This is a genomic window from Roseivirga thermotolerans (assembly GCF_014653175.1).
In the GTDB taxonomy this organism is placed as follows: Bacteria; Bacteroidota; Bacteroidia; order Cytophagales; family Cyclobacteriaceae; genus Roseivirga; species Roseivirga thermotolerans.
In genome coordinates, this window is the sequence record NZ_BNAG01000001.1 from 247,494 (window position 1) to 262,866 (window position 15,373).

The 15,373-nt window shown below is 44.5% G+C and carries 14 protein-coding genes; 9 read left to right on the forward strand and 5 right to left on the reverse strand.

Translation table 11 applies throughout. The annotated features are described in order from the left end of the window. Positions 1–12 precede the first annotated feature (12 nt). Positions 13–657: a hypothetical protein gene (locus IE164_RS01095; RefSeq protein ID WP_189628337.1), complete on the forward strand. Its 645-nt coding sequence runs from the start codon at positions 13–15 to the stop codon at positions 655–657. A 94-nt stretch (positions 658–751) separates the two neighbouring features. Further along, positions 752–3,742: a glycosyltransferase family 117 protein gene (locus IE164_RS01100; RefSeq protein ID WP_189628338.1), complete on the forward strand. Its 2,991-nt coding sequence runs from the start codon at positions 752–754 to the stop codon at positions 3,740–3,742. Positions 3,743–3,850: 108 nt separating this feature from the next. Here IE164_RS01100 and IE164_RS01105 read toward each other — a convergent pair whose 3' ends face one another. Both IE164_RS01105 and IE164_RS01110 read right to left on the reverse strand, forming a co-directional pair. Next, positions 3,851–4,153 (reverse strand): hypothetical protein, encoded by a 303-nt coding sequence (locus IE164_RS01105; RefSeq protein WP_189628339.1) that lies wholly within the window; start codon positions 4,151–4,153, stop codon positions 3,851–3,853. A 24-nt stretch (positions 4,154–4,177) separates the two neighbouring features. After that, complete coding sequence (locus tag IE164_RS01110; RefSeq protein WP_189628340.1) at positions 4,178–4,381, reverse strand: hypothetical protein; 204 nt, start codon at positions 4,379–4,381, stop codon at positions 4,178–4,180. Positions 4,382–4,555: 174 nt separating this feature from the next. Here IE164_RS01110 and IE164_RS01115 point away from each other — a divergent pair, with 174 nt between their 5' ends. Next, a complete protein-coding gene (locus IE164_RS01115) occupies positions 4,556–4,990 on the forward strand; it encodes a helix-turn-helix domain-containing protein (protein WP_189628341.1) in 435 nt (144 codons plus the stop codon). A 7-nt stretch (positions 4,991–4,997) separates the two neighbouring features. On the opposite strand, the gene IE164_RS01120 is transcribed toward IE164_RS01115, so the two are convergent. Continuing rightward, positions 4,998–5,771, reverse strand: coding sequence for a class I SAM-dependent methyltransferase (locus IE164_RS01120; protein ID WP_189628342.1), 774 nt, complete (start codon positions 5,769–5,771; stop codon positions 4,998–5,000). Positions 5,772–5,867: 96 nt separating this feature from the next. Between IE164_RS01120 and IE164_RS01125 the strand changes: the two genes are divergently transcribed. Both IE164_RS01125 and rlmB read left to right on the forward strand, forming a co-directional pair. After that, complete coding sequence (locus tag IE164_RS01125; protein ID WP_189628343.1) at positions 5,868–7,079, forward strand: GWxTD domain-containing protein; 1,212 nt, start codon at positions 5,868–5,870, stop codon at positions 7,077–7,079. After that, complete coding sequence (rlmB, locus tag IE164_RS01130; protein WP_189628344.1) at positions 7,076–7,822, forward strand: 23S rRNA (guanosine(2251)-2'-O)-methyltransferase RlmB; 747 nt, start codon at positions 7,076–7,078, stop codon at positions 7,820–7,822. The genes IE164_RS01125 and rlmB overlap by 4 nt, the downstream gene beginning before the upstream one ends. A gap of 107 nt (positions 7,823–7,929) precedes the next feature. Here the strand turns inward: rlmB and IE164_RS01135 are convergent, their stop codons facing one another. Further along, positions 7,930–9,000: a mannose-1-phosphate guanylyltransferase gene (locus IE164_RS01135; protein WP_189628345.1), complete on the reverse strand. Its 1,071-nt coding sequence runs from the start codon at positions 8,998–9,000 to the stop codon at positions 7,930–7,932. Between the two features lie 2 nt (positions 9,001–9,002). Beyond that, entirely contained in the window at positions 9,003–9,971 is a 969-nt protein-coding gene (locus tag IE164_RS01140; protein ID WP_189628346.1) for a KpsF/GutQ family sugar-phosphate isomerase, read from the reverse strand. Between the two features lie 73 nt (positions 9,972–10,044). On the opposite strand from IE164_RS01140, the gene recQ reads away from it, so the two are divergent. From recQ to IE164_RS01160, 4 genes are read left to right on the forward strand one after another with little or no spacing between them, the layout of a single operon-like run. Continuing rightward, on the forward strand, positions 10,045–12,243 hold the full coding sequence (gene recQ, locus IE164_RS01145; protein WP_189628347.1) for a DNA helicase RecQ: 2,199 nt from the start codon (positions 10,045–10,047) through the stop codon (positions 12,241–12,243). Between the two features lie 35 nt (positions 12,244–12,278). Further along, positions 12,279–13,571, forward strand: coding sequence for a phosphoribosylamine--glycine ligase (gene purD, locus IE164_RS01150; RefSeq protein ID WP_189628348.1), 1,293 nt, complete (start codon positions 12,279–12,281; stop codon positions 13,569–13,571). A gap of 27 nt (positions 13,572–13,598) precedes the next feature. Beyond that, complete coding sequence (locus tag IE164_RS01155; RefSeq protein WP_189628349.1) at positions 13,599–14,873, forward strand: PSP1 domain-containing protein; 1,275 nt, start codon at positions 13,599–13,601, stop codon at positions 14,871–14,873. Further along, complete coding sequence (locus IE164_RS01160; protein ID WP_189628350.1) at positions 14,857–15,324, forward strand: gliding motility lipoprotein GldH; 468 nt, start codon at positions 14,857–14,859, stop codon at positions 15,322–15,324. Before IE164_RS01155 ends, IE164_RS01160 begins: the two co-directional genes overlap by 17 nt. The last annotated feature ends 49 nt before the right edge of the window (positions 15,325–15,373 follow it).

Here is a 15,373-nt window from a genome sequence, read left to right on the forward strand (position 1 = left end):
AATAGTTTCCCCATGCCCAGAGAATTCAGCAATCTTGAGCTTCAGGCCCGAAGTTGGTTTGGCTTTAACAAGCCATTGTTTTTTATACTTCTCTGTGTTGTATACCTACTGCTTTTTTATGTTCAGCAAAACTTTATTGTAGACGAAATTGCGGCTTTCAAGTTTCTGGAGGGACCTCAGGCCCTCATATTTAAAATAATCGCAAGCCTTAACATGCTGTCCATCCCTGTGGTTTATGCAATCAAGTTTACCATTGTGGGCTTTGTGCTATGGGTTGGATGCTTTATGTGGGGCTATAATGTAAACTTTTACAAATGCTGGAACATTGCCATGATTGCCGAACTGGTCTTTTTTGTACCTACAATTATTAAAATTTTCTGGTTTATGTTTATTGAAACTGACCCCACCTACTGGGAATATGACAGTTTTTACCCCCTTTCACTCATGAATTTTTATGAATACAGTGAGGTACCCAAGAAGTACTGGTATGTAAACCAACAACTCAATGTGTTTGAGTTGGCTTATTGGGTTGTGCTCACCTATGGGGTCGACTTTACGGCCAGAAAAAAGAAATCAGTAGCCAATGCCATTGTGGCCACCTCATATGTACCGCTCTTTTTGCTTTGGCTATGGTTTTATTTGGGCGTTGCGGAGTAATTTTCAGCCACAGACAAGAGGCCATGGCTATTAATAAAAATTAACCGTTGCCCTAGTATATTTTTACTATTTTCACGCCTCAAATTGGTGTTAAATGACAGATTTTAAGAAGATAAACAACCTTACCGGGTGGGCTGTATTTCTGGTTTCTCTGATCACATATGTGCTCACTGTAGAAGAAACTGCAAGCTTTTGGGATTGTGGTGAATTCATAGCCATTGCCTTTAAATTAGAAGTATCGCACCCTCCGGGGGCACCACTCTTTATGCTGATTGGCCGCTTATTCTCTTTCCTGTCGTTTGGAGATGTTACCAAAGTGGCCTATTGGGTAAATATGTCGAGCGTATTGGCCTCGGCCCTTACTATTCTTTTCTTATACTGGTCTATTGTAATGCTGGGCCGCAAAGTGCTGCAGGCCAAAGTTGGCGAAGAAACCGATCTGCAAAAGATACTATTGGCTGGTGCGGGTGCTGTAGGTGCTCTTGCCTTTACTTTTACAGATTCTTTTTGGTTCAGCGCTGTAGAGGGTGAGGTATATGCCATGTCTTCTTTCTTCACGGCTGTGGTTTTCTGGGCCATTCTAAAATGGGAGCTGGTAGAAGATGAAAGCAGAGCCAATAAATGGCTTTTATTCATTGCCTATATGATGGGTCTTTCTACCGGGGTTCACCTTCTCGGCTTGGTTACTCTACCCGCTATGGGCCTTATTTACTACTTCAAAAAATATAAAAATCCAACTTGGCAAGGTGTATTAGTGGCCTTGGGCTTCAGCTTATTCCTTGTACTGTTTATCAACTCATTTATTATTCCCGGACTACCAACAATTGCGGGTAAATTCGAAATTACCTTTGTCAATACGTTTGGGCTTCCATTTGGCTCAGGAGCTCTTTTCCTTACCATTTTGGTGATAGCCGCTATTGTTTTTGGGTTACGCTTTACCGCCAAAAAAGAGATGGTAAAGCTCAATACACTTATTCTTTCTATGGCCTTTGTGCTCATTGGTTATTCTTGTTATGCCGTCATTCTTATTCGTTCGCGAGCCGACCCACCTATCGACCAAAACAATCCGGAAGATGTAATGACTTTTGTTTCCTACCTGAAAAGGGAGCAGTATGGTAGCCGCCCACTCTTGCACGGACAGTACTTTAATGCTCCAATAATCGACTACATTGAAGGAGACCCTATTTATTATAAGGCCGAAGACAAGTACAAAATAGCTGACTATAAAATTGGCTATGAGTATGACCCGGAATATACAACCCTGCTACCAAGAATGTATAGTAGCTCCCCGAGCCATGAGAGAAAGTACATGGAAGTAACTGGCCTAAGACCTGGAGAAAAACCCACTTTCTCTGATAACCTGCGCTTTATGTTCCTACACCAAATTGGGCACATGTACCTGCGGTACTTCATGTTCAACTTTGCCGGTAGAGAAAGTGACATTCAGAATGCCAGTTGGCTTAAGCCTTTTGAAACCGATAAGAATGTGCCGGAGACTATAGCAAATAACAAAGGACGTAACCAGTATTACATGATTCCTCTGGTGCTGGGGCTAATAGGCTTATTCTTCCAATTTAACCGAGATCCTAAAGGGTTTTCGGCTACATTTATGCTCTTTATCCTCACCGGGGTGGCGCTGGTTATTTACCTGAACTCTCCCCCTATAGAACCTCGCGAAAGAGACTATATCTATGCCGGTTCTTACTACGCATTTGCCATGTGGATTGGCCTATCGGTGCTGGCACTGGGTAGCGCAGTAGCGAAAAAAGGAAAAAGCCTTGTAGCAGGAACCATTGCTTTGTGCATGATTGCTCCTGTAATTTTAGCTAAAGAAAACTGGGACGACCACGATCGTTCGGGCCGTTACTTCTCTGTAGATTCGGCAAGAAACTTTTTGGCCTCTTGTGCCCCCAATGCCATACTCTTTACAGGTGGTGACAATGACACCTTCCCACTATGGTATGTGCAGGAGGTTGAAGGCTTCCGTACAGACGTGCGTGTGGTCGTGTTGAGCTACTATGCCACCGACTGGTATATTGACCAAACGGCCACAAAAATGAACGACTCTGAGGCCTTTCCTTACTCACTCACAATAGACAACTATCGCCAGGGCACCAACGATGTGCTCTATGTACAGGAATTACCTCAGTTTCAGGGACAAGCCATTGACCTGAGGGAATATTTGGATGTGGTGCGCAGAGATGTGCCACAATTCAAACGCACCTTTGCTTCCGGTAGCGAAGTAATGCTTATTCCGGCCGAAACCTTAACCATGCCGGTAGACACGGCTGCTGTATTGGAAAAGGGTATAATACCGGATGAACTTAAGCCCTACCTGGTAGACCGAATGTTCTTTGACTTTAAACGCAACGATAACGGTGAATTACTGTCGAGAACGGTAGACAAAGGGCAAATGATGCTTCTCGATTTAATTGTACAGAACAACTGGGAACGCCCCATTTACTTTAACTACACTTCTGTAAATGCGCTGAGCTGGAATGCCGACCCTTACCTGGTGCAGGAAGGAATGGCCTACAGACTTTTGCCGGTTCGTAAACCATCGGGTATGAGGGAGCTGGTAAACACTGAGGTGATGTATGACAATGTAATGAACAAAATGCAGTTCAGAGGACTGGACAACCCAGATGCCAATCTGAACGAAGATTACAGAGGCTTTGTACAAAATCATCGCTCTATGATTACCAGCCTGGCCGATGCGCTGGTACTAAAAGGAGACACCGCCAGAGCAAAAGAGGTGCTTGATTTTGGAATGGAAAGAATGCCGGTAGAAGCCGTGCCATACGATGTTTCTTCAATAGGTTTTGTTCAAGGCTATTTCGATGTGGGCGAAAAGGAACTGGCCGCAAAAATGGCTATGGAACTGGCCGAGCAATTCAACTCAGAGCTCAGCTACCTTCAGAACAAGCAACGATGGGGCGACTACAACTTTAGCAACAAGCTTAGAGGACTGCGCTACTTACAATTGGTATTGCAAGAAGAAGGCAAAAATGATGAAGCCAAAAGAGTAGAAGAAATGCTGAACGAGCAAAACATAAGGCTCAACATAGACCGAAGTAATTTCTAACAACATGTAAAGGCCGCCTGAAAACAGGCGGCCTTTTTTCACACACACTTGCTCGGTTATTTGCCTCTGCGAGTCTCTTCATCTCAAGACAGTACAACCGTGCCGCAATCAGTCTTCTTTGCGTGCTTTGTAGTAAATTGCAGCGTAGCACTTCGTATGCACCCAGCCATTGTAATTGCTTTTTCTGAATAACTCACGAGCCGCCTCTATGGGCTTTTTAGTTCCCATTTGCCTCATTTCTGCCTCAATGAGTTTCCAGGTTTCTTCCATTTGCTCTTGCGCCTGCTCTTCGCCCAGAGTGCGAATGAGCTGCTCGTAGCAGTCTTGTTGCAAAAACTCTGTAATGGTAGACTCAAATGGTTTGTCATTGGAGCGGAGCCTCCTTTGAGGCCATGCTTTAAACGTGTTCATGTGTGTAGTATTAACATCTGATCATTAGCTTTTTTGAATGGCCTTTAACCCCGCCTCGAAAATTTGCCTTACATATTCCGATGAATTTTTGGGAGGCAAACCCTCATTGACCAATCGCTTATTTTCATCCCTTACAAACTCATCCAGCCTCTGTCTTTGGTCTTCAAATAGCCTAATAACCAAAGGTTTACTCAGGTTACCATTGTGTTCTCTAACGTGCTTATTCATAGGCTTTGCTTTCCTGGGTTAAATGACACAACACATATCAAAGACCCTTTGGAGCGAACATCACTTTTGTGCCGCCAGTTTTGTATCATTGTATGCGTGTATTCACATAACAAAAATATAGATAATTATCTATGTTTTCAAAACTATTGTAGATTTTTTTCTAAATAAATTTCAATGTCTCAAATCGTCAGTCGGCTGAGTGACTACATAAAACATAAAAAACTGTCGGTCAGACAGTTCGAAAAGAGTGCCGGAATGTCCAACGGATCACTCGGAAAGGCGATTAAGAACGGAACAGACATTCAGACGAAATATTTGGATAATATCATTAAAGAGTTTCCTGACCTTAACCCAACCTGGTTGCTCACGGGCGAAGGAGACATGTTGCTCCCACCAACAGCCAATGAGCCTGAGCCCCAGTATACCAAGGGAAGCTCATCTACTGAAAACTTGGTACAAATTCTGGCCAGCCCAAGCCAAACTGGGCGCGAACAGATTTTAAAAGAAGAGGTATTAAGACTTAAGCAAACCCTGGAAGAAATTCGGGAATTGCATGACAAAGGCATTATGGATACCCTAAAGGATTTGCTTCGAAAATCAGATCATTGATTACGCACTACTTCTCCACCACAAGAAATAAATCGAGTGCCTCATCGGCCTCATCTATCAGTACATAATCCGTATGCTTTATTTCAGCAACAAGTCCTGTATTGGCCGTATTGAGCTTGTTTCGGTTCAGGCGATTGAGTATATCGTACGGTATTCTTAACAAAGGAGCGGGCAGCCTGTACTGCAGATTGAAAATATCGAACCGGGTTATTTTTTCCACGGCCTTCTTATTCTGCTCGTAGTAGGCCATAACCTTATGGTTGCCGCCAACCCCCTTCATGGTGACTTTCGGAAAAATGGTCTGTGCCAATTGGGTTAACTCCTGAGCCGTATATTCTCTCACATGCCAAGGGTTACGAGTGAGGGTTTTCTTAATATTTGGGGTTGTCAACACGGCTTTGCCCCCCGGCTTCAGCACCCTGTATATCTCTTTTAAAAAGGCTTTATCTTCTTTTACATGTTCAATTACCTGAAAACTCACTATGGTATCGAAACTATTGTCGGCCAGGCCTTTGAATGGCGGAAAAACGGCTTGCCTAAAATCTACTCCGGGATATTTCTGCTGCAGACGTTCGATCACCTCACCAATCTTATCCAATGCCACATATCCATCAGCCAGTGGACTTAGCAATTCTACTCCACGTCCTTCGCCACACCCCAGTTCCAGCAACTGTCCTTTTATAGACGGCATGGCCAAATAATAGGCCTGAAGCAATCGTTGGTGAATGGGATTGTCTGAAGGAATTTTGTCAGAGGCAATTTCTGTAGTGTAAGTAGCCATGTGTAAAATTTGGCCAAAATTAGGGGAATATCCCGAATTCGTTCAAATTTGTTCCGGCTAAGCACATATCTGCTATTTTTGATGGAAAGCAACGGCATGAAAACGCTATGTTCGGCACTACTACTCCTATGGAGCAGCCTGGTCTGGGCTCAGGGAAGGATGAGCTCATCAGACCTCAGCTTTCTCTATGATGAGGAGCATGAGTTTCTCGTTCGACACAAAACAGTGTCTCAGGGCAACCAGTTTAAGGTATACTTCAACTTCATGCTCAACAGTGGCAACGTGCGCATCTCGGATTTTCAGCTTAGCTATGATGTTCGCGGCAGCTACATCGATGAAAAGTCGGTAACAGAAAACACCCGAATTGATACCAGCCAGGTGGTTGACATTGCCTTTAGACAGTATACTTACGAGCTAAACTTCGAACGAGAAGAAAACGACAAGCTTCTGGTGGTAGATGTGTACAACATCATTAAAGACACCCACTACTACATTGATATTCCCTTGATTGAGGCAGATACTCCCCCACCATCTTTTTTATTGATGGAGGTAGACAAAGACATTCCTTACTTTGCCCGTTACCTGAACCGGAACAGAGCGGTGCGGCTGGTAAACCCTTTTGGTACTCCTCTCAATTACGAAATCAGTGGCATTGAAAACAACAAAGCGGTGGCTATGCCTCCGTTTGACGAAACGGAACAACCCCAACCTTCCGAAGTATTGCTAGACACACTGTATGGTGTAAATGAAGGTGAGGTTTTTGAGTTTTACAACGAAGGTTTTTACACCATCAGAGCAGCACAAGCTCCCAACCAATCGCTCAAAATTCTTGTGGCCGATGAATTTTATCCCTATTTCAATGATTACTCAGAGCTTGTTCAACCCCTTATTTATGTGACAACCAACGATGAATACAAAGCATTGAGAGGGCCGGAAGAAACCCGGTTGGTATTCGAAGAGTTTGTAAACAATACCATTTCGGCTAACGAAAGAATAGCCAAAGACTTCATAAAGTTCTACTACAGAAGAGTTAGAAAGGCAGCCAGGCTCTTTACCGAGAATAAGGCCGGTTGGAAAACCGACCGCGGAATGGTCTACATAATTATGGGAGATCCCATACAGGTATTTCGTAATGAACGGACAGAACTTTGGGTTTTTCCGGATAGTGAAGGAGGCCGAATACGTTTTATATTCGATATAGTGCAGGAAGACGGAATTACAAAGCACAAGCTCATTAGGGGCAAAAGATATAAGGAAAACTGGCTATTGGCCGTATCTCAGTGGCGCAACGGAAGAATAATTGAATGAATCAGCAACATAAAACAGACTACATCTATGGCACAAGGGCTGTCATAGAGTCCATACAGGCAGGCAAAGAAATCGATAAGTTGCTCGTGCAAAAAGATTTGCGAAACGAATTGATTTTGGAGCTGTTGCAGCTGGCAAAAGGCCACTCTATTCCCGTTCAGAAAGTGCCGGTAGAAAAACTGAACCGCATTACCAAAAAGAATCATCAGGGGGCAATAGCCTACTTATCATCGGTAGTCTATGCCTCGCTTGATCATGTGATTTCCGAAGCTTACGCCAAAGCAGAAACCCCATTGCTGATTATTCTCGACAGGGTTACGGATGTGCGCAATATTGGAGCCATAGCCCGAACGGCCGAATGTGCCGGTGTTGACGCCATTGTGGTACCCAGCCGTGGTACCGCCCAACTGGGTGCTGATGCCATGAAAACTTCGGCAGGAGCACTCAATCATATACCTATTTGCCGGGTAGAGAATCTAAAAACTACCATTCGGGAAATTCAGGATAATGGCATACAGGTGGTTGCCTGCTCAGAAAAAGCAGATGCATTGGTGTATTCGGCAGACTTAAGTGTACCTCTGGCTATTCTCATGGGTTCGGAAGAGGATGGTATTTCGCAAGAATATTTGAAACTGGCCGATAGCCATGTGAAACTGCCTGTAGTAGGCCAAATTGAGTCTCTTAATGTTTCGGTGGCCACGGGAGTGATTGTTTACGAAGTACTGCGCCAGCGGTTAAGCTAGGGGGTAGGTGGTCCACTGTTGGTATACCCAAGACAAAACAAAGCCCTGGTTTGGCTGTAATCATTACCAGGGCTTTATTATTCAGAGCCTCAATTCAATGATCGACCTCAGGCAAAACCTGCTCCCCGCTCTTTGGCGTCACTTAAGAACTCTCTGAATTTCTTTTCAGCATCTTTTTTACAAATGAGCACCACGTTGTCTGAGTGGGTAACCAAATAGCCATCGAGCTCCTGAGCTACAATTAGCGTATCCTTTGGTCCTTTTATATAACAGTTGGTAGAGTCATACAACAAGGCGTTGGCATCTACCACATTACCATTTTTGTCTTTTTCTTTAATCTCGTGAAGTGAATCCCAGCTACCAAGGTCAGACCAATCGAACTTTCCCTTAACCATGTATACCTCATCGGCCTTCTCCATTATTCCATAATCAATGGAAATACTTTTGCACAGGGTGTAAGCCTTATCGATAAACTCCTGCTCTCCGGCAGTATAATACTTATCGGCTCCTTCTTCAAAAATGACAGCAATATCTTCCAGATACCGATGAAAGGCGTTTGTAATAGCTTCTATAGACCAAACGAAAATGCCTGCATTCCACACAAAATCGCCACTTTCAATAAACTTTTGAGCCAACTCCAGCTCTGGTTTTTCTGTAAAGGTTTTTACCTTCTTAACCTTCTTTAGCGGGCTAGAGTGGTATTGTATATAGCCATACCCCGTTTCCGGTCGGCTAGGTACTATACCCAATGTTATCAGTTTTTCAGAGCCTTTGGCCGCTTTGGTAGCAATGGCAATATTCTCTTCAAAAATCTTTTCCTTAAACACCACGTGATCGGAAGGAGCCACAATCATAATCCCTTCAGGGTCTCTCTGCTTAATCTTAAAAGCCGGATAAGCCACCGCTGCAGCCGTGTTTCTCCCAATGGGTTCCAACAAAATCTGATCGTCAGACAAGTCGGGCAACTGCTCCTTCACCAGGTTGTAGTAGCTCTTGTTGGTAATTACATAAATGTTTTCATTGGGGCATATATTCAGAAACCTGTCGTATGTCATCTGAATTAACGACCGGCCTGTGCCCAGTACATCCAGAAATTGTTTGGGTTTATTTGCACGGCTATATGGCCAGAATCTACTGCCGATTCCGCCCGCCATGATAACTACATAATTTTGTGCCATGATTATACTATTCCTTCATTCAGCAGGTCACTGATGTGCAAAAAGCCTACTACCCGCTTCTGATCTACTACTATTAATTGGTTAATATCATGCTCACGCATTTGATTGAGTGCCCGTAGGGCATACTCCCCTTTCGCAATGGTTTTAGGGTTGCGCGTCATTACTTCTGCAATAGTCAGTGCCGAAAAATCATCGTACTTCTCGAGCATCCGTCTCAGGTCGCCATCGGTAAAAATACCCACCAATTCGTTCTGTGCATTGACCACTGCAGCGGCTCCCAGCCTCTTTTTTGAAATTACTAAAATACTGGCTTTCACCAAGTCAGTTTCTTGAACAACGGGCAATTCGTTCTTTGGATATATATCATCTACCTTTAAGTAGAGTTGTTTACCCAGCGAGCCACCGGGATGATACCGCGCAAAATCTTCTGAAGTAAATCCTCTGGCCCACAACAAGGCCACAGCCAGAGCATCGCCCACAGCCATATGTACCGTTGTGCTGGTGGTTGGCGCCAGGTTGTTAGGATCGGCTTCTTCGGCCACTATGGCTTTCAATACATAGTCGGCATGTTTGGCCACATAACAATCTTCATTACTCACCAGCCCTATTATTTTGGCTCCAGTGCGTTTCAGGAGAGGAAGCAACACTTTTATTTCTTCCGTATTTCCGCTTTTGGAAATACACATCACCATGTCTTCCTCCCTTATCATTCCCATGTCGCCATGAATGGCATCGGCCGCATGCATAAAAATGGCCGGAGTACCCGTAGAGTTGAGTGTGGCCACAATCTTGTTGGCAATTATGGCGCTTTTTCCCACCCCGGTAATCACCAACCTACCTTTCATGGAAAGTATTTCGTGAACTACTTGCTCAAAATCTTGGTCTATATACTCAATAACCTTAATTATGGCGTCAGCTTCTTTGCGAAGCGTCTCTTTGGCTATTGTTTGAATATTTTTATTTAAATTCAATGGAAGCGCACATTAATTTTGTGCGACAAATATAAGTAATGGTCTCATTCCAAATGGGTTTAGCCTAATTAATATGGTAAGTGTTGATGTACTACGATCTAAGCTGAAGGAGGTATTCGGCTATGATCAATTCAGGGGGAATCAGGAAAAAATAATACTGAACTTATTAGCAGGTAGAAACACCTTTGTGATTATGCCTACAGGCGCAGGAAAGTCCATGTGCTACCAGATGCCTGCTATTGTGCAAGAGGGCACCGCTATAGTTATTTCCCCGCTTATCGCCTTAATGAAGAATCAGGTAGACCAGCTCAATGCGGTTGGCATCAAAGCCCGGTTCCTCAACTCAACACTCTCAAAATCTGAGATAAACAAAATAAAAAAGGCTACCCTTGCCGGTGAACTCAAGTTACTATACATAGCCCCTGAGTCGCTTACTAAAGAAGAAAATGTAGACTTCCTCCGCCAGGCCAAAATATCGTTTGCGGCTATCGATGAGGCCCACTGTATTTCTGAATGGGGCCACGACTTCCGGCCTGAATACAGGCGAATAAAGTCTATAATCGACCATCTGGGCCAAATCCCTATCATAGCCCTTACGGCCACAGCCACCCCTAAAGTACAGCTTGATATTCAACGCAACCTGCAAATGGAGGGAGCCGATTTGTTCAAGTCTTCTTTTAACCGGGAAAACCTTTACTATGAAGTTCGCCCCAAAAAAGGCATTAAAAAACAGCTTATTAAGTTCATCAGGGAGAATCAGGGCAAGTCGGGGATTATATATTGCCTGAGCCGCAAGAAGGTAGAAGAAATTGCCGAGTTCTTGCGGGTGAACGGATTTAAGGCGGCTCCATATCATGCCGGCTTCGACCCGGCCGTTCGAATGAAGAATCAGGACGATTTTCTCAACGAGGAAGTGGATGTGATTGTGGCCACCATTGCTTTCGGCATGGGAATAGACAAACCGGACGTACGGTTTGTAATTCACTACGATGTGCCCAAGTCATTAGAAGGATACTATCAGGAAACCGGTAGGGCAGGTAGAGACGGACTGGAAGGTCAGTGCATCATGTTCTACAGGTACAACGATATTCTCAAACTCGAAAAATTCAACAAAGACAAGCCTGTTACTGAAAAGGAAAACGCCAAAATATTGCTTGAGGAGATGGCTTCCTATGCGGAGTCGGCCGTATGTCGTAGAAAGCAACTCCTCCACTACTTTGGTGAGGAGTATGACGATACACACTGCAAAGAATCGGGAATGTGCGACAACTGTCGCTATCAGAGAGAAAAATATGATGGGCAACAATATGCCCAAACGGTTATTGAAGCCGTACTGCAAACGGAAGAACGTTTTGGCATGAGTCATCTGGTCAACGTGATCAGAGGCTCCAGCAACCAGTATGTAAAAAGCTACAAGCACGACAAGTTGCCCGTTTATGGCAAAGGAAAAGGTGAAGACGAAAGCTTTTGGAAGTCGGTAGTAAGACAAACGCTACTCAATGAGCTTATTGAAAAAGACATAGAAAACATAGGTCTGCTCAAATGCACGCAAAAAGGCCGAAAGTTTGTTGAAAAGCCCGAATACATTGAGTTCACCAAAGACCTGGATTTTAGCGATGTAGACGAAACGGAGGATGAAAGCAATGAAACTCCTGCTTCGCCAAACCCCGGTAGTTCTTACGACAAGGTGCTTTTTGACCTTTTGAAAGCTGAAAGAAAGAAAATAGCCAAAGAGAAAAATCTTCCACCCTATGTGATTATTCAGGATCCCTCGCTGCAGGAGATGGCTACCACCTACCCCACCACTCCGGAAGCTCTGGCCAACGTAAATGGCATTGGCATGGGCAAAGTACAAAAGTTCGGAGCCTCATTCATGCGACTCATTAAACAGTATGTAGAGGATAATGAGATTGACATTGAAGATGTAGTAGTTATTAAATCTTCGGGCAATAAGTCCAAAAACAAAATTTACATTATTCAGCAGGTAGACCGAAAAATAGACCTGGAAGAAGTAGCCGAACAAAAAGGGTGGTCTATGGAAGAGTTGATAGACGAAATGGAAATTATCTGTTTTGCAGGCACCAAACTCAACCTGGACTATTACCTGGATCAAATTATGGACGAAGACCTGCAGGACGACATAATGAACTACTTTATGAATGCCGAGTCTGACGACATTAAAGAAGCCATGGACGAATTTGATGGGGAAGACATTACTGAAGAAGACCTACGATTGATGCGTATTAAATTCCTTTCAGAATACGCAAATTAATTACCTTTGAGGCTTTCAAAAAATCCTTATAATCTATGAAAGTCCTTGTTCTTGGTAGCGGTGGCAGAGAACACGCCCTCAGTTGGAAAATTGCTCAAAGCAAACAATGCGAAGCCCTGTTTATTGCTCCCGGCAATGCGGGCACAGCACAAGTAGGGACTAACGTGGCCCTGACCGTGACGGATTTTGAAGGCATTGGCCACTTTGTAAAACAAGAACAAATTGATTTGGTAGTTGTAGGGCCAGAAGACCCTTTGGTAAAAGGTATTGCCGACTACTTTGCCAAAGATGATGAACTAAAGAAGGTCGGACTGGTAGGCCCTTCAGCTAACGGGGCTCAACTAGAGGGGAGCAAGGATTTTTCTAAGCGCTTTATGGAACGACACGGCATACCCACCGCCCGTTCCAAAACATTTACCCGCGAAAATCTTGAAGAGGGACTCAATTACGTTTCGAGCCACCCACTGCCGGTAGTGCTCAAAGCTGACGGACTAGCAGCCGGTAAGGGAGTAATTATTGCAGAAACCACCGAGCAGGCCCGCGAAACCCTACAAGAGATGCTGGTGGAAGCCAAGTTTGGCGATGCTTCCAGCAGGGTGGTTATTGAGCAATACCTTCAGGGTATTGAATTGTCGGTTTTTGTACTTACCGATGGGCATAGCTACAAAATTCTGCCCGAAGCCAAAGACTACAAACGCATAGGAGAAAACGATACGGGGCTGAACACTGGCGGTATGGGAGCTGTAACTCCAGTACCCTTTGCAGCAGGAGACTTTATGCAAAAAGTAGAAGAGCGCATTGTAAAGCCAACCGTAAAAGGCCTGAAGGAAGAAAATATCGACTACAAAGGCTTTATTTTCATTGGCCTTATGAATGTTGGTGGAGACCCTTATGTAATTGAGTATAACGTTCGAATGGGAGACCCTGAAACCCAGGTTGTCATACCTAAGATTAAATCGGACTTATTGGAACTACTGCAAGCTACTGCACAAGAACGGCTGGCCGAGGTGGATTATACGACACACAATGAAGCTTTTACTACAGTGGTAATGGTTTCCGGTGGCTACCCAGGCAGCTACCCCAAAGGTCACCCCATCAGCGGATTGAACGAGGTAAATGGGGCTTTGGTGTTTCATGCAGGAACCAAGCTGAACGACTCGCAAGACATCGTTACCAATGGTGGTCGGGTGCTGGCCATTACCGGAAAAGGCGAATCGGTAGAAAAAGCCCTCGAAAATGCTTATAATGGTGTCAGCAAAATTTCCTGGACAGATGAGTATCATCGTAGAGACATTGGCCAGGATATTCTAAGATTGCTTAAACAATAGACTTCTGGCCTTGGGCTTAGTAAATATATGAGTTGTAGTTGTGGAACAAGTGTAGCAGGCAAAACAGCAGGATGCAATAACAATGGTGGCTGTGCCACGGGTGGTTGCAATAAGCTGAACGTTTTTGATTGGCTCTCCAATATGGACGTGCCGGTTCAGGAGAAGTTCAACATAGTGGAGGTACGTTTTAAAAACGGCCGCAAAGAGTTCTTTAAGAATGAAAACCACCTGGATCTTGTTACCGGAGAGGCCGTAATTGTAGATGTTCCCGGAGGGCATCATCTGGGGCACGTATCCATGCAAGGCGAACTTGTAAGACTTCAAATGAAAAAGAAGAGTGTTGAAGTCAACGATGAAATTCGCCAAATCTATCGCAAAGCCACACTCAAAGACCTCGAAAAATTTGAGCAGGTGAGAAAGCGCGAAATGCCTGCCCTCTATCGCACCCGAAACATTATTCTGGAACAAAAGCTGGAAATGAAACTCACCGATATTGAGTTTCAGGCCGACAACACCAAAGCTACTTTCTACTATTCTGCCGATGACCGGGTAGATTTTCGGGAGTTGATTAAAGTGCTGGCAGCCGAATTTAAAATTCGGGTAGAAATGCGACAAATAAGCCTGAGACAGGAGGCTGGTCGCCTTGGTGGCATAGGATCTTGCGGACGCGAACTGTGCTGTTCTACCTGGCTCAGCGAGTTTAAAAGTGTATCTACAGCCGCAGCCCGCTACCAAAACCTTAGCCTCAATCCGAGTAAACTTTCCGGCCAGTGCGGCCGACTCAAGTGCTGCCTTAATTATGAGCTGGACACTTATATGGAAGCTCTGGAAGATATTCCTGAAGTGACCAAGCTTAAAACCAGTAAAGGGGAAGCGCGACTACAAAAAACTGATATTTTCAGAAAAATAATGTGGTTTAGCTATGGCGATGAAAACAGCTGGCATCCCATACCCACAGCGCGTGTAAAAGAAATTCTTGCCCTGAATCAGAAAGGTGAAATCCCCGAATCGCTAACCGAAGACAAAGCGGCTGTAAGCCCGGTAGAAGCTACCATTAATAGTGACCTGGAGCGCATGGACGAGCGGTTTAAGAAAAAAGATGCTCGAAAAAAAGCCAAGAAGCGCAGAGGCCCCAGAAACGACAAAGGCAAAACAGGTGCCCAAAAAGGCCCGAAAAAGCCCGAGGCAAAAGCGGCTCCACAAAGCGGCACAGTAGCAGCCAAAGGCAAACCAAAGCCCCCTCGTAAAAAGAACCGAAACTTTAAGAAGCGGAATCGCCCGGACAATGACCAGAAAAGCTAAGTTAGCCATTGCAACCCTTCTCCTCTTCGTGTGGGCATGCGATGCCCAAAGGGTATTTGAAGACGACCAAAGCTTTGAACAGAAAAGCTGGCACATGAACGAAATGCCGGAGTTCAGCTTTGAAATAGAGGATACAACTCCCAAAAACATTTACTTCAAGCTCAGAAATGACCTTGAATATCCGTTTCAAAACCTTTATGTGACTTACTACCTGCTCGATGAACAAAATGAGCAGGTTACCTCCGACCTCATTAATATTTCCCTGTTCGATGAGGTAAGCGGCAAACCTCTTGGTAAAGGCAGCAGTATTTACCAGTCTTCTGAGCGCATTTTGGAAGGATACTCCTTTCCCCAACCTGGTAAATACACTTTTAGGGTGGCTCAATATATGAGAAGTGAATCCCTGGCAGGTGTGCATTCGGTGGGGGTAAGAGTAGAAGAAGCCAATTAGATCTTAATCCTTGCTAAATCAAGAATAGAGGTCTACAGCCCCCTAAACC

What these genes read in the sequence shown, in the direction of transcription:
- IE164_RS01160 (WP_189628350.1), top strand. Translation starts at nt 14,857, where the DNA reads ATGACCAGAAAAGCTAAGTTAGCCATTGCAACCCTTCTCCTCTTCGTG.
- IE164_RS01115 (WP_189628341.1), top strand. Translation starts at nt 4,556, where the DNA reads ATGTCTCAAATCGTCAGTCGGCTGAGTGACTACATAAAACATAAAAAA.
- IE164_RS01105 (WP_189628339.1), bottom strand. Translation starts at nt 4,153, where the DNA reads ATGAACACGTTTAAAGCATGGCCTCAAAGGAGGCTCCGCTCCAATGAC.
- recQ (WP_189628347.1), top strand. Translation starts at nt 10,045, where the DNA reads ATGGTAAGTGTTGATGTACTACGATCTAAGCTGAAGGAGGTATTCGGC.
- IE164_RS01135 (WP_189628345.1), bottom strand. Translation starts at nt 9,000, where the DNA reads ATGGCACAAAATTATGTAGTTATCATGGCGGGCGGAATCGGCAGTAGA.
- IE164_RS01095 (WP_189628337.1), top strand. Translation starts at nt 13, where the DNA reads ATGCCCAGAGAATTCAGCAATCTTGAGCTTCAGGCCCGAAGTTGGTTT.
- IE164_RS01125 (WP_189628343.1), top strand. Translation starts at nt 5,868, where the DNA reads ATGAAAACGCTATGTTCGGCACTACTACTCCTATGGAGCAGCCTGGTC.
- IE164_RS01100 (WP_189628338.1), top strand. Translation starts at nt 752, where the DNA reads ATGACAGATTTTAAGAAGATAAACAACCTTACCGGGTGGGCTGTATTT.
- purD (WP_189628348.1), top strand. Translation starts at nt 12,279, where the DNA reads ATGAAAGTCCTTGTTCTTGGTAGCGGTGGCAGAGAACACGCCCTCAGT.
- IE164_RS01110 (WP_189628340.1), bottom strand. Translation starts at nt 4,381, where the DNA reads ATGAATAAGCACGTTAGAGAACACAATGGTAACCTGAGTAAACCTTTG.
- IE164_RS01155 (WP_189628349.1), top strand. Translation starts at nt 13,599, where the DNA reads ATGAGTTGTAGTTGTGGAACAAGTGTAGCAGGCAAAACAGCAGGATGC.
- rlmB (WP_189628344.1), top strand. Translation starts at nt 7,076, where the DNA reads ATGAATCAGCAACATAAAACAGACTACATCTATGGCACAAGGGCTGTC.
- IE164_RS01120 (WP_189628342.1), bottom strand. Translation starts at nt 5,771, where the DNA reads ATGGCTACTTACACTACAGAAATTGCCTCTGACAAAATTCCTTCAGAC.